The organism is uncultured Roseovarius sp. (assembly GCF_947489715.1).
Lineage (GTDB): Bacteria > Pseudomonadota > Alphaproteobacteria > Rhodobacterales > Rhodobacteraceae > Roseovarius.
Genome location: NZ_CANLER010000004.1, coordinates 78,794 through 97,063, shown reverse-complemented (window position 1 = coordinate 97,063; position 18,270 = coordinate 78,794). Strand labels below are relative to the sequence as shown.

The following is an 18,270-nucleotide window of genomic DNA, read 5'->3' as shown; positions in this document are numbered from 1 at the left end:
TGACATGGCAGAGCGACAGGTTGGCATCATCATGGGCAGTCAATCCGACTGGTCGACAATGCGTGAGGCTGCGGTAATCCTTGATCAACTGGGGGTGACCTACGAGGCCAGAATCGTTTCGGCCCATCGCACACCGGACCGTTTGTGGGAATATGGAAAGACTGCGGTTGAACGCGGTCTCAAGGTGATCATCGCCGGTGCGGGTGGTGCCGCTCATTTGCCAGGCATGATGGCATCGAAAACCCGAGTGCCCGTAATTGGTGTTCCCGTGCAAACCAAGGCGCTTTCGGGTGTCGACAGTCTCTATTCCATTGTTCAGATGCCCAAGGGATTTCCCGTCGCCACAATGGCGATTGGCGCAGCGGGTGCAGCCAATGCCGGGTTGATGGCCGCCGCCATCCTTGCAAACGCCGATGATGCGTTGGCGCAGCGGCTTGATGAATGGCGCGCCACCCTTTCCGCCTCAATCCCGGATGAGCCCGAAGATGACTGAACCTTTACGTACCGGCGCAACCATCGGCATTCTTGGAGGTGGTCAACTTGGCCGCATGCTGTCGGTTGCAGCATCGCGACTTGGTTTCAAAACCTGCATCTTCGAACCAAGTGCGGATTGCCCGGCCAGCCATGTGGCAAATTATCACTTCAAAGCCCCGTACGAGGGTGAAGAGGCTTTGCGCAAGTTTGCAAACAGCGTCGATGTGATCACTTACGAATTCGAGAATATCCCGACCTCTGCCTTGGATATCCTTGAAGCGTTGAAACCAGTGCATCCCGACCGCATGGCACTGCGTGTCAGCCAGGATCGGTTGGTCGAGAAAGCGTTCCTGAACGATCTGGGCCTGAAAACTGCTCCCTTTGCTGCCATCGACGATCCGATCGACCTGACCGAAGCGATGTCGGAAATTGGGCTTCCGGCGATCCTGAAAACACGCCGCTTCGGCTATGATGGCAAGGGCCAGGCCCGGATCACAGCCGAAGCAGAGGCCGATCAGGCGCTGGCGGACATGGCCGGTGCTCCTGCGATCCTAGAAGGGTTTGTTGACTTCAGTCACGAAGTGTCGGTCATCGGTGCCAGAAGCGCTGTCGGTGAAGTGTCTTGTTTCGATCCAGGCGAAAACGTTCACAAAGATGGCATCCTGAGAACGACAACCGTACCAGCAAGACTAAGCGCCGCACAACGAACCGATGCCGTTCTGCTTGCCGCCAAAATTCTGAACAAATTGGACTATGTCGGCGTGATGGGGGTTGAACTTTTTGTCACGACCGATGGCCTTATCGTCAACGAAATTGCACCGCGCGTTCACAATTCCGGGCACTGGACACAGCAGGGATGCAGCGTTGATCAATTCGAACAACACATCCGTGCGGTCGCAGGCTGGTCGCTGGGGGACGGTAGCCGCTATGCAGATATCGTGATGGAAAATCTGATCGGCGATGACATGGAACGCTTACCGCAGATCATCCAGGATCCAACTGCATCGCTTCATCTCTACGGCAAGGCTGACATAAAAGCGGGGCGGAAGATGGGGCATGTGAACCGCATTTCAACAAAATCGTAAACCAACAGAACCGACGACTTCCAATCTCAAATCGCAAAAAATCAGTTTCATACGTCACTTATACCACAGGTGCTGAGGATGGCGATATTGCGAGGAAGACGAAGGAAAAGGCGCGCGTAAATTGCGCTCAAATTGAATACCCTATGAATCGCGTAGCCACGTCCCCTGACATATAGCTGATCCGCCCCCCTGAAATCGTCGCGGCCACCCTGCGCGTTGCAGCATCCATCACTGTCATGTCGGCGCGTTTGCCGGGGCTCAGTTCTCCGCGGTCGGTCAATCCCAACACCCGTGCCGGTTCGCTGGAGATCAGACTCCAGGCCCCTGCCAAATCGACAACACCGCTATCAGCCAGCAAAAACGCCGCGCGGCGCAACGATGGATAATGATAATCCGAAGCCAGCGCATCCACCAACCCCATCATCACCATTTCGATCGCGCTCACATTGCCATTATGTGACCCGCCTCGTACGATATTGGGTGCGCCCATGATGATCGCATCTCCACCCGACCGCGCCGCATCCGCCGCTTCCAACGTTTCGGGAAACTCCGCAATCGCGACGCCTCGATCTCGCCAATCGCGACGCTGCTCGGCATTGCGGTCATCATGGCTTCCCATCAGGATGCCGCGACCAGATAGCTTTGCACAGAGATGATCGACCGCCGGGCCCACCTCAGCCGAACGGGCGTGCATGGCTTGCATCATCTCAAGATGTTTTTCCGGATTGCGCCCGATCCGTAACGCCTGTCCCGTCAGGCGCGGGGGTCGCTTGCCTTTTTCCAAGGCGTCATGTGGCAGGTGATCGTTAAAGACGACATAGCCGATCTGGTATTTTTCAATCAGCTCAGCGACCGCGTCGTAATCTTCCAGCATGGGTATCTCAAATCGCAACTGCACCCGCAAATCCGTCTCGACCCGACTCTGAATTTCAGCCAAGCCATCAAAGACCCGGGTAGCAAATTCCGGGCCACGCATCCCGCCTTCCCAGCTGTAAAACTGCGCTAACGTGGCTGTGGTGATGCCATTTGCCGCCAGTTCGGCTTCTGCGGCGATCAACCCTTGATCCAAATCCTTCATGGCACCGCGACGTGGCGCCAGATGCCGTTCGAACCCGTCACCGTGTGCGTCCACGATCCCCGGCAGAACCAGAAAGCCACTCAGGTCCACCTCTCGTAAATGCTTGTCCTCTAAGACCAGCCCATTGCCCAAAGCAATCGGTTGCTCTGCCATGCCATCAGGCGTCAATACGCGCGCGCCGACAAGCCGCAATTCGAGCGTGCTCATTCGCTGCCGCCCCAGAACAATTCACCGATGCCCAGATCGTGATCGAATTTTCCGTCACGCAGAAATGCCTGAACCTGTGCAATGACTATAGGATTATTCATCATGAAGGTATGCGTCACCGGTAATTCAATATGATCCGTCATACCCTCGACACGGGTTGACGCAACCGAAACTTTACCATCATCCGGACCTTCGATCAGGATTGAAAAATAGGGGTTAAGTGACCTCGTTCCGGCAATGACGCCGAGTTCGAAATCCACAGGTGGTAAACGTTCGGGTAACCCTTCCGGCCCGGTTTCCAATTGCACCGAGGCTGGACCGTTGAGCCATTCGAACAGCTCCAATGTTCCCAACTCATCCACGACTTCCGAGCCGTGATTTGGCGGCGCCAGCATCACCACGCGCCCAAAGTTCTCCTGATCGTGATCCTTTAGCCAGGCCCGCAGCAAGATGCCCCCCATTGAATGGGTGACGAAATGCACAGTCGTGTCGCCGCAGGCCTGAATTGCGCTCGGCAGTGTTTCTTCAGCGAGTTTGGTGATCGGTTTTTCAGTCGACGGATATCCCGGGGCCACCGTCTTGTATCCGTCATTTTCAAGAACTTCCTGCATCAGCAAGAAAGAGGTTTCCGTTCTGGCCAATCCGTGCAGGAGCACAACGCAATCCGCATGAGCACTCAACGGCAGGACAAACAACAGAGGAAACAGAATTCGCATCATGACCTTGAGATACGCGCAATTTCCCCGTTACAAAAGAGGCTCTCACGCAACGGAAGACGCTAATCATGCCCATTCGCCTCGCGACACGCGCGATCATCGTCCAGGAAAACCGCCTGTTGCTTGTCAATGCCTTCCCGGGCGGCAAAAGTGATCTGTGGTGCGTGCCTGGCGGCGGGGCCGAAGCTGGGGCGTCGCTGCCCGACAATCTGATCCGTGAAGTTCACGAAGAGACCGGATTGACGATAGAAGTCGGCACACCGTGTCTGATCAATGAATTCCACAATCCCGATGACGGGTTTCACCAGGTGGATATCTTCTTTCGCTGCTCAATCAAGCAAGGCACGATCAGCGACGATTGGACCGATCCCGAGGCAGTAGTGACGAACCGGCGATTTGTAACACGCGAAGAGATGTCAGCGCTGCGCTATAAACCCGACAGCCTGCCTCACGTCGCCTTTTCCCGCGGCATGGGCTATGATCCGTTGGAACGCTTGATCTGGTAGGAGTTGCGATGAACAAGGCCTTCACCAAGGAAGAAGACGGCAGCACCCCTCCGCGATTGCCAGACCTGCCCGTTTCCGAGCATCCCAATCACGTCACGCCCCGCGGGCTGGCCATGTTGCAGGAACAACAAAAAGTTGTTGAAGCAGAAGTTGGCCGGCTGCGCGACAATCGCGAGTTTCTGGATGATCTTTATCCGCTTGCAGTTGCAGAACGTGACCTGCGTTATGTCGAGGCAAGATTGGCCAGCGCCGTCCTTGTTACGCCGCCTGAGCATGCAACTCATGTCAGCTTTGGCGCCAAGGTCACGGTGGAAGATGAAGACGGGAAAACAGCCAGCTACACCATCGTCGGCGAAGATGAAGCCCAGCCTGAGATTGGCTTGATAGCCGCTTTCTCGCCGCTGGCGCGTGCGTTGATGGAGGCACAGGTCGGCGATATTGTCGAATGGCCGAAGCCCACTGGCACAGTCGAACTTGAAATTATCGACATCCTTTTCTGACCTGCTTCAGATATTAGCTTCTTGGAGTAGAAAGACCGGAAGAACAAAACTCGTGATCTTCGAGAATGCCTGACGCGTTTGGTTTCACTGACGCTTTGGGCGCTTTACAACCGATATGGCCACACCGCCCAATACCAGTGCGGAAGCCAGCGAGAATTGTAACGTCAGCGCCTCATCCAGGAAAAGCACACCGCCTACCGTAGCAATGACAGGCACGGTCAGCTGCGCAACCGCCGCTACCGATGACGCCAATGATGGCAGAACACTGTACCACAACGCATAGCCCATGCCTGAAGTGACAGCCCCGCAGATGATTGCCAACAGAATGCCTTGGGACGTCAATATGGTCGGCTCGACCGATGGCAGAAGATACCCCACAAGTGCGCCCATTGGCGCCGCCAGAATGAAGTTGGCCGCGGTGCCTTGCAATGCGTCGCGGCTCAGCCTCCCAGCAAGCGAATAAACACCCCAACCGACACCGGCGAGCGCCATGAGCAATCCATGCACCAAGCTTACCGAAGTGTCGCCACCGGGCCATAAAAGCCAGGCCAAGCCAGCGAATGCCAGCACAGCCCCAAACCAGCGACGCGCAGGCATAGGTTCGGATTTGATCAGCCCCCCCGTGAACATGGTAATTTGCACGACCCCGAAGAGGATGAGGGCACCCAGCCCTGCATCCAACGCCCTATAGGCGGTTGAAAACCCGTAGAGATAGATCAGAAGTGAGGCGACACCAGCCACCCGGCCTGCTCCACCAAGCCGCACGCCACCGCGCAACAACACACACAGAAGTGCCAGAACAGCTGCCCCTGACAACAGCCGGATCACCCCAAAGCTGACCGCATCAATGCTGCCGCCTGCCAGCGCCAACCGGTTGAGAACGGAATTGGCGGCAAAGGCGATCATGGTTAAGGCCGACATCAGGAAAAGACGCATCAGAGGCTTTCAAAGGCTTTGGGATAGATCAACGTCTCTTTTGGCACATCACTCCCCGGACCAGCCAGCAACGTATGCGTGATCGGATAGGGAGATGTCAGCTGCGCCGCCTGCGCAAGGTTGAAACCACATTTCGAATAGAAATCCGGTTCCCCCAGGACCACAATATACCTGCAACTGATCCGCGCCCACTCTGTCAGCAAACCCAACATCCGTTTGCCGTTGCCCTGCCCCTGAAGTTCGGGATGGATCGCGACCGGTGCCAGGCAGAGCCAACCCTTCGGCTGGACGAAACCGGACAAAGCGTAATAGCCCGCAATCCCGAAATCCTGCCAGGGCAATACCATTTCACCTGCAATCTGCTGCTTTTTACGCAGGGTTTCCACCAACCGGACCTCATCCTCGCCACCAAAGGCCGCCCGCAACAGATCAGACACCGCTGCTTCTTCACCGCGCCGCATCTCACGGCAGAAATCAGGGCCTCTAACCATTTTGGGCCCCTGCATGCATCAGGTAAAACTGCCAAATGGAATGAAACTCACGAAGTCCCCGACCTTGATTTCCTGACCTGCATCCGCCATTTCCACAAGGCCCTCGGCCCAACTGAGGCCGCTGATCCGCCCGGACCCTTCAGATTTGAAAACTTCGGCGTGACCATCGCGAATGCGGGCGCGTAAGTATTCACGGCGTCCCGGTTTTTTATTCTTTGAAAACGCAGCGGGGACCTGAAAGGCTTGTGGCGCGCGCCATCCGGCCCCAGCCAGTAGGCCCATTGCCGGGCGCGCAAAAATCAACGTGCAGACAAGCGCGGCTACCGGATTTCCCGGCAGGCCGAACACCGGCGTCCCCTGCCACATGCCCAATGCCAAAGGTCGCCCAGGCTTTAGCGCGATCCGCCATTCCGCTATGGCTCCCGCCTCATTCAGCAGGGCCGAGACGTGGTCTTCATCACCTGAAGATGCGCCGCCAGATGTCAATATCACATCGGCCTGTTCTGCCGCGCGGTCAAAAACGCGTCGCAGGGTTTGGCGGTCATCGGTCACTTTGCCAAGATCAACCGGCAGATACCCGAATTGACGCACCAGACCTGTCAGCATTGGCCGATTGGCATCATAAATTTGACCCGCCGACGCTGGTGCGCCCGGTTCGACCAGCTCATCGCCAGTCGAAATTATGGCAACCCGAAGTGGTCGGTAAACCGGCAAATGCGCGGCACCCACCGCTGCCGCTAACGCCAGATCCGCAGATGTCAGAACCCGGCCGGCCCTAAGAGCGATATCCCCGGCGCAAACATCCTCGCCCGCCTTTCGGGTGTTCGCACCGGGTTTGAGGCCTGCACGAAAGGCAATCTGCCCATCGCCAACGGTTACGTCCTCTTGCAAGACAACGGTATCGACGCCTTCGGGCAAAGCGGCACCGGTCAGGATACGGATCGCATGTCCAGCGGGCACATGGCCTGCAAAAGCCAGACCCGCAGCCGCACGGCCATCGACAAGCGGCAGCACCGCATCACCGCCACCCAGGCTCTCATGCGCATATCCATAACCATCAACGGCGGTGTTCGCCTGGGGCGGGTTCGAGCGCAAGGCCATCACAGGCGCGGCTAGAACCCGGCCCAATCCGTCGGTTAGTGTGCATTGCTCTTGCGTCACAACCGGGTGCAGCCGGTCCTGCAACATCGCAAGAGCCTGGTCTACCGGCGTCCAGTCCACCCCGGCAGGCAGCGCAAAACAATCGTCGCGCAGGGGCGGCGGTTTGAGCGTCACAACCCAACCTCCGTCAGAACAAAATCCGCAATGGCGGTCGTATCGTCCAGATCAAAGACCGGGCAATCCAATTCCAGCGCGGTATCGCTCGCGACCGCGCGGATGGTTTCATCCGAGACTGCGATTAGAGAGTTGCCGGTTTCGGCACGGAAAGCTTCGATCTTGGCATGATCATCGCGCTTGTAACCCTCAACGAGCACCAGATCGACCGGCGACAGTCTGGCCAGTAATTCGGAAAGTGGCGGCTCCTCCTCGTTGCGCAATTCATGCATCAAAGCCCAGCGATTGCGCGAAGCAAGCAGAACTTCCTGAGCGCCCGCAGACCGGTGGCGAAAACTGTCTTTACCTGCGTGATCCACGTCAAAGCTGTGATGGGCGTGCTTGATCGTGGAAACGCGAAGACCGCGACTGGTGATTTCGGCCACAAGCCGTTCCATCAGGCCGGTCTTGCCAGCATTCTTCCAACCGACAACGCCATAGATTTTCATGTCTGTGCCTCTCGCAGGGTGCGGGCTCTTTCAAGGTCCTCTGGCGTGTTTACATTGAAGAACGGATCACCTGCGCCGTCAAACAATGCTTCGCGCCCACCGTGGCTGTCAGTCCATTGAACCACCTTACGCAAGCCAGTTGTCAACGCGTTTCGCAGATCATCTCGCCTCGCTACAGGCCAGAGACCAAAAGTCGGATGTCGCCCGTCCGGCGTAGCGGCAAGTACCAAGGGCACATTTTGGCCTTCAGACGCCGCCAAAAGACGCGGCACCAGATCGTGGGGAAAAAACGGCGTATCGGCGGCCACGGTCACGATCGTATCAGCGCCTTTGCCGGCGGCCCAGTCCAGCCCGGCCAACACGCCTGCCAGGGGACCGACAAAGCCTTCGATACTGTCAGCCAGCACGGGCAAGTCGAATTGCGCGAAACGCGTTGCATCGCCGTTTGCATTAAGTGCCAGATCGGACACCTGCGGCTGCAACCGATCGATCACCTGATCCAATAACGTGACTTCACCCAGCTTTAGCAGCGCCTTATCGCCGCCACCCATGCGCCGCGCGAGACCACCAGCAAGGATCACACCAAGGGGTTGCTTCATACCTGCGCCCCCTTACGTCCGGATTTGCGCGGCTCTTCCTTGATCTGCTCCGGGTCGGCATCACGGTCCAGGCGCTGTTCACCACTGAGGCAGACAAACCGCTTACCGCGCATGCGGCCAATCAGAGTCAGGCCCACCTGCTGCGCGATCTCCACACCCCAAGCGGTAAAGCCTGAGCGCGAGGCGAGTACGGGAATGCCCATCAACGCGGTTTTGATCACCATCTCGGAGGTCAGCCGCCCGGTGGTATAGAGCAGCTTGTCTGACGCCCCTACGCCCTCGGACAGCATCCAGCCGGCAATCTTGTCGACAGCATTGTGGCGGCCCACATCCTCCATGTAGACCAGCGGGCGTGCGTCCTGACAAAGCACGGTGCCGTGAATGGCACCAGCTTCGAGATAGAGTGAGGGGGTACGATTTATCTTGGCGGCCAATGCATAAAGATCCGAGGTTTTGATCCTTAGATCAGGCAGGGTTACCCCATCCAGCCCCTCCATCATGTCACCGAAAACTGTACCGACAGCGCAGCCGCTTGTTCGGGTCTTTTTCTTGAGCTTTTCCTCATAAGTGGTCTGCCCATCGGTCCGCACCACAACAGTTTCGAGATCTTCGTCGTAATCGACCCGCTCAACCGTTTCACCGTCGCGCAACATACCCTGGTTGCGCAGGAAACCAAGCGCAAGGTATTCAGGGTAGTCGCCAATGGTCATGGCGGTCATGATCTCTTGCCCGTTCAGAAAGATGGTCAGCGGGCGTTCCTCTACCACCGAAATCCGCGTTATCTGCCCGACATGATCCACACCCTCCACCGCGCGGGTCAAGCGCCCCGCAGCGGGGTCGGGTGCAATTAAATAATCATTTAGGTCTTCTGTCTTTGCCACGGTCGGATCCTTGATCGTGCGAGGTTACACGCAATCTAGGGCCAAGTACCGGGGACTAAAACCACCAATCGCAAACCGTAGGTGCGCGATCAGTATTGCAGCGTCTTGGCACGGGCAACCGCATCAGGCGCCCACTCACGCAGAACCTTGCTGTTGTCGTCGCTGTCATATTCGTAAAGTTCTTGTTCGCGCACGCCTGGAACCTTGGCAAACTGCTCTGCCAATTTGACGGGATACCAGGTGGTTTGAATGTTCTCGAACCCGGGCAAACCGGCCAGAACGGACGAGGTGCTGCGCGCGCACATGGCAGAGGGCACGGCGCCATAGGACATAACCGCGTTGATGGCGGCCTCGGCAACGGCGGGCGAAACATCAAGTTCCTGCACTTTCACGTGGTAGGTCTTGCGGGCATGGTAACGTGTGTAGACATCGGCAACCGGCGGGGTGATGCCAAAGACAACATCATTCCGCTCGGGCAGGGATTCGTGTTTGAATGATCCGGCCGGGTCAAAAATCACACGTTGTGAACCGTTGATCATCAACGAAGTATGCGCACCTGCCCCGGTCCGGTTGTTGATCATGGTGAAAAGCGTCAGACGCGTCGGTCCTTCGTGCCGGTATGTCGCCCTGGCGACCGCATCATCGGGAGCCCATACCTTTTGGCCCGCACATCCCGTCAGAGCCGAGGCCGCAAACAGGGCCAATACCAAATTACGCATGTTATTCCCCAGGAAAAGCGGCAGACGCTTTTGTCTTCAACCGTTTACGAGTGCGAGAAACACAAGGAAAACAACGATAACAACGCAAGACCAGCCAACCGCTTTGACAAAACCTTCAAAGGTTTTTTCCTGCGTGGTGATGTTCATCTCGCCATGTTTGTGATCGGCCATTTTTTATCCCTCAAAAAGGTAAATTCCGGATTCTGAAGTTGGATACTTGATTTTGCCGGGGCTGTCACCACCCGAAACCGACCCGGCTCAGGCTTTCTCAAGGTCCTCGACCAACCGAAAACCAATACGGTTCGGTGCGGATTCCTCAACCTTCTTGGGTAAGGCACGCAGCATCACGTTGAGTTGGCTGACATGTTGCACCAGTTGGGTTTTACCGCCCGCAGGATCGCTGCCATAGAAGGTCACGATGTCCGGATCAAAATAGCCCATACCCTCGATCCTGAGCACACCGGCGTCGCCCCCGGTAAACCCCATCGCCACCTCATGTTCATTATCCAGCGTCTTTTCAAAATTCTGAATATAGAGAATCAGCCGTTCATAGGCCCATTGCGCCGGGCTTTTCTTTTCCACCGACTTCAGCTCGATACCCGCGGTGACATCCTCACCACCCTTGCATCTTTCGGGGTCGGCATGCACTTCGTGGCAGCGCGGTATCGCATCCGCTTCAAGCGCCTCGGCCGAGGTTTCGATCTTGTCACCCATCACAACTCATCCCTTCATCTGCCAAAGCCACGCGCCATCCTGACGCCGTGTACGGCTGATTTCCCCAGCCTGATGCAGATGATTGAGATGCGCAACCGCTTCGACAAGGGCCAATCCATAGGTTCCGGCATCAATTTTTCGTTTGAAGAGCGGCGCAAAGCATTCGCCTGCGGTGTGTGGGGACTTGAGATGCGCGCGCAATCTCTCCAATGCGCCATGATGGTTTTCAGCCAGTTGACGCATCCGCACCGGCAGCCCGGTAAAGGGAAGCTTGTGGCCCCCCAGCACCAGATGATCCTCGCGCGCAAGTGTCGCAAACCTCTCACAAGAGGCAAGCCAATCACTAAGCGGATCGGCTTCGGGTTCGGTCGGGTAGACGCCGATGTTTGGGCTGATCGACGGCAGGATCTGATCCCCTACCAGCACCAGAGTGTCGTCGCGGCTCCAGAGCGTCAGGTGCTCGGGTGCATGTCCATTGCCGATCCGAACGTCCCAGTCCCGTCCCCCGACATGCAACACATCCGCCTCTTTTACGCGGGTATAGCCAACGGGCAATGCGTGGCAGGTATCTGCAAAATTGAAGGGGCGGGTATCCTTGCGCGCCTCATAAATTGCTTGATCCATCCCCGCCGCGCGCCACAGTTTCAACGCCTCTTCGGTTGGACGCTCTTCTTCATCTAAGATGAGCATGCGCGCCATCAACCAACTGGTGCGCGTGGCAACCAGTTCGGCGCCGAACCGCGCCATCAACCAACCCGCCATGCCGACATGATCCGGATGGTGATGTGTCAGGATCACCCGACCCACAGGCTTACCCGCCAGCGGCCCGTCCAACACCTGTTGCCACAACGCCACCGAGCGTTTCGAGTGGATGCCCGTATCAACGATTGTCCAACTGTCGCCGTCGTCAAGCGCGTAGATATTCACATGATCCAGCGCCATCGGCAGCGGCAGGCGTATCCACAAAACCCCATCGGCAATTTCAATGGCATCGCCCTGTTCGGGCGCAGTTTCCCAAGGGTATCGCAAAGCGCCACCGGCCCCGTCCATCACGTATCCAACTCTTCCGCGCTGATCGCATAGAGGTCATCGGCCCCGGCGGTGGCATGGGCCAAAAGGCCAGTGTGTTCAGGTAGCAGGCGTTTGACATAGAAACGCGCAAGTTTGCTACGCGGTCCGATACCCTTTTCGGTGATGGCGGCGGACAGGTGAAAATGTGCCCCCAAGACCCGCGCAAAGGCTTTCAGAAACGGCACCGAACCGGCAAACCGCTGATTTAAATCCTTCTGGCCCAACATCCATTCCAACGCTTCGCGCAACGTCTCAGACGCTTGCCAGACAGGCTCTGCCAGATCGGGTAGGTCGGTGCGCGCGGCCTCGGCCTGCTCTTCGATCTCATCCAGAAGCGCATTTGCCGCGTCACCATCATCCATCAATTTTCGCGCTACCAGATCCATTGACTGGATGCCGTTGGTACCCTCGTAAATCGCGGTGACGCGCACATCTCGATTGTACTGTGCAGCCCCGGTTTCCTCGATATAGCCCATTCCGCCATGCACCTGGATGCCCATATCGCTGACATTCATGCCGGTTTCGGTTCCGAACGCCTTGGCGATAGGTGTTAGAAACGCCGCCCGCGCAGCCCATTCGGCATCACCGGTTGCGGTCTGCATGTCGATGGCGACGGCGCAGGCCAGGGCAATCGAACGCGCGGCAAAGATATCTGCCTTCATCGTTGTCAGCATTCTGCGCACGTCGGCATGGTCGATAATGGTGCCTGTCCCGTCCTTAACCGGGCTACGGCCCTGTTTACGATCCAGCGCATAGGCCAGTGCGTGCTGATAAGCGCCTTCCGCCGCACCGATCCCCTGCCCGCCCACACCAAGACGGGCGTTGTTCATCATGGTGAACATGGCCCGCATCCCGTCATGTTCCTTGCCAACCAGCCACCCGGTTGCCCCATCATATTGCATCACCGCAGTCGGACTACCGTGCAGGCCCAGCTTATGTTCAAGGCTGACGACGCTCAGGCTGTTTGCCACGCCGGGTTTGCCTGTGTCATCGGGGATGTATTTGGGCACCAGAAACAGACTAATGCCTTTGGTGCCGGGCACACCGTCCGGCAGGCGCGCCAGAACCAGATGGCAGACGTTTTCAGTAAAATCATTGTCGCCCCAGCTAATGTAGACCTTCTGACCGGTGACGGCGTAGGTACCATCACCCTTGGGTTCCGCCTTGCTGCGAAGCGCCCCCACATCGCTGCCGGCCTGCGCTTCGGTCAGGTTCATGGTGCCCGACCATTCGCCACTGACCAGCTTGGGCAGATAAACCTCCTTGATCGCATCGCTGGCGTGATGTTCCAACGCCTCGATTTGTCCCTGTGTCATCAAAGGGTTAAGCTGCAGACTCAGACATGCCGCCGACATCATTTCATTCACTGCCGTCGTCACCGTCATCGGCAAACCCATACCGCCATGATCAGGGTTCGCGCTGATCGAAATCCAACCACCTTCGGCAATTGCCTTGTACCCCTGATCAAAGCCCGGGCTGGTACGCACCACGCCGTTTTCCAGCTTGGCAGGATGAAGATCGCCGTTGCGCTGAAGCGGGTGCAGAACCTCTTCGCACATCCGGGCCGCCTCTGTTAGGATCGCGCCGGTCACATCCGGCGTCGCCTCGGCGAAGCGATCCGTCTTGATGATCTGGTCCAACCCGACCACGTGATCAAACAGAAATTTGTAATCCTCTACCGGCGCGCGATACGGCATGGGTAACTCCTAAGTCAAAAAATCCGGGGCAGCTTGGCATCGCCCGCTGCACCCTATATGCATTCCATCCGCGATCTAGCGTATCTGATCGCGCAGGACCATCAACCAAAACGCCGCGTCAAAATTCCGGGACAGCTCATGCAGATCAACCAGATATCGGCAAATGCAGACGGGTTCAAAAGTGCCTCAGAAGTGTTGCGCAAAGGGGAGCTCGTGGCCTTCCCCACCGAGACCGTCTATGGGCTGGGCGGGGATGCACGCAACGATCTGGCCGTGGCACGCATCTTTGCAGCCAAGGGGCGCCCAAGATTTAACCCCCTGATTGTGCACGTGAATTCAATCAGCGCCGTGCAAAAACTTGTCGAATGGCCGGAACAGGCAGATATCCTGGCGCAGGCGTTCTGGCCCGGACCGCTGACATTAGTCTTGCCGCTGAAACCCGGATCGGGGCTGTCCCCGCTGGTCACTGCCGACCTGCCAACGCTTGCGGTTCGCGTACCGGCGCACCCGGTTGCGCAATCTCTTCTGGCGGCTTTCGATGGCCCGGTTGCAGCACCTTCGGCCAACCCGTCGGGGCGGATCAGCCCGACGACGGCCGCGCATGTGATGGCTGGTTTGTCGGGGCGGATCAGCGCGGTTCTGGATGGTGGACCCTGTGAGGTTGGGGTGGAATCCACGATCCTGGGGCTTGCGGATGCTCCTACCCTGCTGCGACCCGGCGGTTTGCCTGTAGAGGCGTTGGAAGCTGCGTTGCATGGGCCTGTGGCGCGGCATTCATCCGACGATCCGCTGACTGCCCCGGGCCAGATGGCATCGCATTACGCCCCTGACGCACGGGTCAGACTGAACGCCGCTGAGACCCGGAAAGACGAGGTTTTGCTGGGCTTTGGCCCGGTTGAGGCCGATCTGAACCTGTCCCCCGCCGGGGACCTGACCGAAGCTGCCGCGAACCTTTTCCATCACCTGCACGCGCTGGATGCGATGGACGCGGCGGGGATCGCGGTGTCACCCATCCCCGAGCACGGTTTGGGGCGGGCAATTAATGATCGGTTACGCCGAGCGGCCGCACCGCGGCCCTAACTGACCCCCGAATCACCCCTCAACCCACTGGTTAACATGGGAAAACCCATGTCGGTATAACGTCGGTATTTTGTCGGTATTACGTCGGTATAAGGCACCGAAAACCAGCGTGTTAACAGAGCGCACGGGCAAAAATCGCGGGTTTCAATGAAAGGGGCGGCCTGGCAAACACCCCACAGAATGACCTTTTGCGGGAATTTGAGATCAACGCGGCTGGCGTGATCTTTCCATGAACAGAGCCTTGTCACGACCATAGCGACCGATAACTTCGTTGGAATAGCCCGTCTTTCTGGCGACATTGAGGGAAGCGGCATAGTCGGGGTCAAACATGCAGGCTGTCTGGGCGAATTCCAGATGCCGATCCGCCCAACGGAGCATCGCGGTCACCGCTTCGGTCGCATATCCGTTGCCCTGCGCGTCGGTCTTGAAAGCCCAGCCTGCTTCGGGTTTGCCTTTCAGGCTTGGACTGGTGTCTCGATGATAATCGGCGAACCCGACCTCACCCAGAAAAGCCCGGTCTTTTCTGGATTCGACAACCCAATACCCAAATCCCAGATGATGCCAATGGCCCGCATAGCGCAACAGGCGCGACCAGGATTGTTCGGCCGTAAACGGTGTGCCCGATATATGTGCCACGACCCGAGGATCAGCCCACATCGCAGCGCTTTCCGGAAAGTCGCTGGTTTGATGCCCGCGCAGGACCAGACGTTCGGTTTCCAATACCGGGACCAGATCGTGATGGGGCATGAGTTCGGGCTTTCCTTGGCGTCGCGATCCGAGACTAGCACACTGTTTTTTCACTGCCAGCAAAGATGACCAAGCGTGAGGCCAAGCTGTGATCCAGCGCAAACGCGCCGGTCGAAACCGCACCCGTGATCATCCAGACCGATGACGCGACGCGCGCCAGTGTGGCGACGAAGTGAGGCAGTCGGGACAGGGAAAACCCCCGAACATTGGCTGTAAGCGATGCGAATGACCGGCGTGACGCAAGGTTAACCCTGCCAGGTGGCGGGAAAATGCCTGTCGTTAAAAGGCCAGTCCCTGCAAGCGTTTGGATAGGTTTACAGAGTGCCCCGGCAGGCAAAATGCCGGTGTCTGTGGTCCGGCCTGTCATCAAACAGGACCTCAGTTGTGGAAAATATGATATTCTTCGCCATAGGTTGCGTTGGTCCAATAGCTTTGCCGTATGTGTCCAGCGCTGCTTTTATTTTGAAGATGGGAAGGCAAATAAGTCAAAATACGCAGGAAATACCCGGCATCCGGGGATGCCATGAAACCACCCTGCGTATTTCGATAAAGGCCGACCCGATATCCAAGACCCAAATATTTCGAGCACCATTAGTGCGCATTTTTAATAGCTATTTGGAGAGATTTAATGACGAACGATTCCAGACATGACATTGACGTGATTGAAAGCCGCGACGCAGCCGACGATCAGCAGGTTGATACACCTGCCCCGCTCAACACCTATTCCCATCAATTCGGGCGTACTGTCATACCCTCGGCCCAGGCATCGTCGAGGACGGCGACCATCCCGTCAATCAGTGCAGAAGACAGCCGCGAGCGCCGTGCGCGGTCCGCCTTTGAGCGTCGCCTTCAGCCTGATTTTCAAAAATTTGAGAACCGCCAGCCCGACGAGGGCCAATCCTGGAGCACGCAGTTTCCCGGATGCGAGGGTGCAGACGATGGTGATGACGACCTGGCAGAGACCGGTCGCACCACGATCGTACATCAAAGAGCGGCTGAAACACTCGAGAAACCGGAACGCCTTTTGAACAAGACCGCGGTTGCCCTTGTGATCGTCGACGGGCCCGGACCCGAGTTCAAGATATCGGATGCCGAACGCGAAAACATCGAAAGTCAATGGCAGGAAGCAACGGAGTGGATCAGCGCCCAAAGACCGACTGCCAAAATCTCGTGGTACACCGAGGTGCATGACGCGTCGGTCGATATTACGCCCTGGGAAGGCGCACCCTGGAAAGGCATGCCGAACTATGATGGCGTTTCGGCGATGTTTACCAATTCCGCCAACGGGAAGATCTACGGATTTGACATCAGTGTCGGGGCCAACAGCTCAACGCCGCGGCCGCAATATTTTCGGATTTCCAGCGTGGCCAATGGTGTCGACGCAGGATACCCCAAGGACATCAAGGACCATTGGGACCTGCCCGCGCAATTTGACAGTGGCGTTGATGCCGCGTGTTGGCGGGAAAAGAACGAGAAAATTTACCTGTTCAAAGGGTCGAAATATGTGCGCGTTGACCCCGAAACCTTTGCTGCCGATCAGGGATATCCCAAGCAAATCGCGGAGGGTTGGAAAAACATCGATCCAGAATTTGCCAAAGGTGTAGACGCTGTCCTTGGCCACAAGGGCAATAACAGCATCTACATGTTCAAGGGCGACCAGTATATCAAATTCACCAATGGCAGCAGCACAATGGCGGCGGGATATCCCAAACCAATCGCGGATCATTGGGGCGGTGAAAACCTGGGTAATTTCGCCAAGGGGATTGATTGTGCGTTCTGGCGGGACAGCACCTCTACCATTTACCTGTTCCGCAATTCCCGGTTTGGCGGCAAGTATCTGCAGATTGATCCGGACACGTTCACCGTCAAGGAAAAGTATAAAGAAGGGGTGCCGATCGGGCTGTCAAAAGAGGATGCGGAAGCGCTGTGGCGCAACCCCGCACTGGAACAACTGGGCGTCGAGGGAAGCATGGCAGGCGCAGAGCAGCTTGCCTTGAATGCGAAGGCTGCTGGCGGTGCCCAGAACGCCATTATCGCCTTTGTCACCAAATGGACGGCGGTGCATTCCGGCTATGCAAGTGGTCATCGGTTTACGCTTTCCAAATCGAGCCTTGCCGGCAATTTTTTCCGCACAATGGCGCATGAGACGCTGCATCTTTTTGGCGCGAAGGACGAATACAAGACCACCTCATCCTGCTCGAAGGAATACGGGAGGTTTTTCAAGGCAAAGAACACCAATTCCCGTTCCTGTACCCCGAGCCCGGTGCCTTGCATCATGGATGCGAATGAGCCCGCTGTTTGTGCCTACACGGAATTACATGTCGGCTGGGGCCCGTTTGAAGAGAAGGTCGACGCAACTGTCTTCCGGGGCGACACCGGCAAGACCTACCTTTTTGGCGGGGCTCATTACATCCGATACTCTGATATCGCTGACATCAAGGAAGGGCGCGACAAAGGCTACCCACGCTATATCGCAAGCGGGTTCTCGGGGTTGCCAATTGGTTTCAAGCTGGGCATCGACACGGCGCTATGGCGCGAGGACAACGAGGCGCTCTACTTTTTCAAAGGCGACGAATATGTCCGGTTTGACAAGGGCAGCAATACGGTCAAATCGGGATATCCCAGGAAAATCAAAAATCACTGGAAGGGGCTTCCTGTTGAATTTCAGTCGGATCTCGATGCGGCGTTCTGGCGAAAGTCCAATGACCGGATTTATCTTTTCAAGGGCAATAAATACGTCCGGATGGAAGTGACCGCGAGTGGCATCACCATGGAATCCGAGTACCCGAAAAGCATTGCCACCCATTGGGATGGGCTGACAGGGGTTGATGCCGTGTTGATGCGCCGCGACACCAATCAGATCTATTTCTTTCATGGCACGCGATATACGCGGTTCTCAAAGGTGAGTGACGGCAAGGACGCGGGTTATCCGAAGTTCATCGACCGCACCTGGATGCCGTTTCCGCGATAAGAGCTGTGCAACGGCGGCAGGTGACCGGAAAGGCG

General features: G+C 57.1%; 20 protein-coding genes. 6 read left to right on the top strand and 14 right to left on the bottom strand.

The annotated features are described in order from the left end of the window. Nucleotides 1-4 precede the first annotated feature (4 nt). On the top strand, nucleotides 5-493 hold the full coding sequence (gene purE / locus Q1B27_RS12150) for a 5-(carboxyamino)imidazole ribonucleotide mutase (RefSeq protein ID WP_299847895.1): 489 nt from the start codon (nucleotides 5-7) through the stop codon (nucleotides 491-493). After that, the gene (locus Q1B27_RS12145; protein ID WP_299847894.1) at nucleotides 486-1,559 is read left to right on the top strand and encodes a 5-(carboxyamino)imidazole ribonucleotide synthase; all 1,074 of its coding nucleotides are present in this window, start codon (nucleotides 486-488) and stop codon (nucleotides 1,557-1,559) included. Before purE ends, Q1B27_RS12145 begins: the two co-directional genes overlap by 8 nt. A gap of 127 nt (nucleotides 1,560-1,686) precedes the next feature. On the opposite strand, the gene Q1B27_RS12140 is transcribed toward Q1B27_RS12145, so the two are convergent. After that, on the bottom strand, nucleotides 1,687-2,844 hold the full coding sequence (locus tag Q1B27_RS12140; RefSeq protein WP_299847893.1) for an alpha-D-ribose 1-methylphosphonate 5-triphosphate diphosphatase: 1,158 nt from the start codon (nucleotides 2,842-2,844) through the stop codon (nucleotides 1,687-1,689). Then, nucleotides 2,841-3,560 carry an alpha/beta fold hydrolase gene (locus Q1B27_RS12135; RefSeq protein ID WP_299847892.1) on the bottom strand — a complete coding sequence of 240 codons (720 nt, stop codon included), beginning with the start codon at nucleotides 3,558-3,560 and terminating at the stop codon, nucleotides 2,841-2,843. Before Q1B27_RS12135 ends, Q1B27_RS12140 begins: the two co-directional genes overlap by 4 nt. A 68-nt stretch (nucleotides 3,561-3,628) precedes the next feature. Between Q1B27_RS12135 and Q1B27_RS12130 the strand changes: the two genes are divergently transcribed. Together Q1B27_RS12130 and Q1B27_RS12125 are read left to right on the top strand one after the other, a co-directional pair. Then, nucleotides 3,629-4,066: an NUDIX hydrolase gene (locus tag Q1B27_RS12130; RefSeq protein ID WP_299847891.1), complete on the top strand. Its 438-nt coding sequence runs from the start codon at nucleotides 3,629-3,631 to the stop codon at nucleotides 4,064-4,066. Nucleotides 4,067-4,074: 8 nt separating this feature from the next. After that, nucleotides 4,075-4,566, top strand: coding sequence for a GreA/GreB family elongation factor (locus Q1B27_RS12125; RefSeq protein WP_299847890.1), 492 nt, complete (start codon nucleotides 4,075-4,077; stop codon nucleotides 4,564-4,566). A gap of 84 nt (nucleotides 4,567-4,650) precedes the next feature. Here the strand turns inward: Q1B27_RS12125 and Q1B27_RS12120 are convergent, their stop codons facing one another. From Q1B27_RS12120 to Q1B27_RS12070, 11 genes are all read right to left on the bottom strand, one after another. Continuing rightward, nucleotides 4,651-5,502, bottom strand: a complete 852-nt coding sequence (locus Q1B27_RS12120; protein ID WP_299847889.1) for a DMT family transporter — start codon at nucleotides 5,500-5,502, stop codon at nucleotides 4,651-4,653. After that, on the bottom strand, nucleotides 5,502-5,993 hold the full coding sequence (locus Q1B27_RS12115; protein WP_299847888.1) for a GNAT family N-acetyltransferase: 492 nt from the start codon (nucleotides 5,991-5,993) through the stop codon (nucleotides 5,502-5,504). Before Q1B27_RS12115 ends, Q1B27_RS12120 begins: the two co-directional genes overlap by 1 nt. A gap of 18 nt (nucleotides 5,994-6,011) precedes the next feature. Continuing rightward, entirely contained in the window at nucleotides 6,012-7,268 is a 1,257-nt protein-coding gene (gene glp / locus Q1B27_RS12110; protein ID WP_299847887.1) for a gephyrin-like molybdotransferase Glp, read from the bottom strand. Then, the gene (mobB, locus tag Q1B27_RS12105) at nucleotides 7,265-7,756 is read right to left on the bottom strand and encodes a molybdopterin-guanine dinucleotide biosynthesis protein B (protein ID WP_299847886.1); all 492 of its coding nucleotides are present in this window, start codon (nucleotides 7,754-7,756) and stop codon (nucleotides 7,265-7,267) included. The genes glp and mobB overlap by 4 nt, the downstream gene beginning before the upstream one ends. After that, on the bottom strand, nucleotides 7,753-8,355 hold the full coding sequence (gene mobA, locus Q1B27_RS12100; protein WP_299847885.1) for a molybdenum cofactor guanylyltransferase MobA: 603 nt from the start codon (nucleotides 8,353-8,355) through the stop codon (nucleotides 7,753-7,755). The genes mobB and mobA overlap by 4 nt, the downstream gene beginning before the upstream one ends. Continuing rightward, the gene (gene fdhD, locus Q1B27_RS12095; RefSeq protein WP_299847884.1) at nucleotides 8,352-9,236 is read right to left on the bottom strand and encodes a formate dehydrogenase accessory sulfurtransferase FdhD; all 885 of its coding nucleotides are present in this window, start codon (nucleotides 9,234-9,236) and stop codon (nucleotides 8,352-8,354) included. Before fdhD ends, mobA begins: the two co-directional genes overlap by 4 nt. An 89-nt stretch (nucleotides 9,237-9,325) precedes the next feature. Further along, nucleotides 9,326-9,955, bottom strand: coding sequence for a hypothetical protein (locus Q1B27_RS12090; protein WP_299847882.1), 630 nt, complete (start codon nucleotides 9,953-9,955; stop codon nucleotides 9,326-9,328). A 36-nt stretch (nucleotides 9,956-9,991) separates the two neighbouring features. After that, on the bottom strand, nucleotides 9,992-10,126 hold the full coding sequence (locus Q1B27_RS12085) for an aa3-type cytochrome c oxidase subunit IV (RefSeq protein WP_299847880.1): 135 nt from the start codon (nucleotides 10,124-10,126) through the stop codon (nucleotides 9,992-9,994). A gap of 87 nt (nucleotides 10,127-10,213) precedes the next feature. Then, nucleotides 10,214-10,669: a DUF6173 family protein gene (locus tag Q1B27_RS12080; protein WP_299847878.1), complete on the bottom strand. Its 456-nt coding sequence runs from the start codon at nucleotides 10,667-10,669 to the stop codon at nucleotides 10,214-10,216. Between the two features lie 6 nt (nucleotides 10,670-10,675). After that, nucleotides 10,676-11,719, bottom strand: a complete 1,044-nt coding sequence (locus Q1B27_RS12075; RefSeq protein WP_299847876.1) for an MBL fold metallo-hydrolase — start codon at nucleotides 11,717-11,719, stop codon at nucleotides 10,676-10,678. Then, nucleotides 11,719-13,437 (bottom strand): acyl-CoA dehydrogenase, encoded by a 1,719-nt coding sequence (locus tag Q1B27_RS12070; RefSeq protein ID WP_299847874.1) that lies wholly within the window; start codon nucleotides 13,435-13,437, stop codon nucleotides 11,719-11,721. The genes Q1B27_RS12075 and Q1B27_RS12070 overlap by 1 nt, the downstream gene beginning before the upstream one ends. Before the next feature lie 138 nt (nucleotides 13,438-13,575). On the opposite strand from Q1B27_RS12070, the gene Q1B27_RS12065 reads away from it, so the two are divergent. Next, the gene (locus tag Q1B27_RS12065) at nucleotides 13,576-14,517 is read left to right on the top strand and encodes an L-threonylcarbamoyladenylate synthase (protein WP_299848323.1); all 942 of its coding nucleotides are present in this window, start codon (nucleotides 13,576-13,578) and stop codon (nucleotides 14,515-14,517) included. A gap of 204 nt (nucleotides 14,518-14,721) precedes the next feature. Here the strand turns inward: Q1B27_RS12065 and Q1B27_RS12060 are convergent, their stop codons facing one another. Continuing rightward, nucleotides 14,722-15,264 (bottom strand): GNAT family N-acetyltransferase, encoded by a 543-nt coding sequence (locus Q1B27_RS12060; RefSeq protein WP_299847872.1) that lies wholly within the window; start codon nucleotides 15,262-15,264, stop codon nucleotides 14,722-14,724. 628 nt (nucleotides 15,265-15,892) lie between these two features. Here Q1B27_RS12060 and Q1B27_RS12055 point away from each other — a divergent pair. Beyond that, complete coding sequence (locus Q1B27_RS12055; RefSeq protein ID WP_299847870.1) at nucleotides 15,893-18,235, top strand: hemopexin repeat-containing protein; 2,343 nt, start codon at nucleotides 15,893-15,895, stop codon at nucleotides 18,233-18,235. The last annotated feature ends 35 nt before the right edge of the window (nucleotides 18,236-18,270 follow it).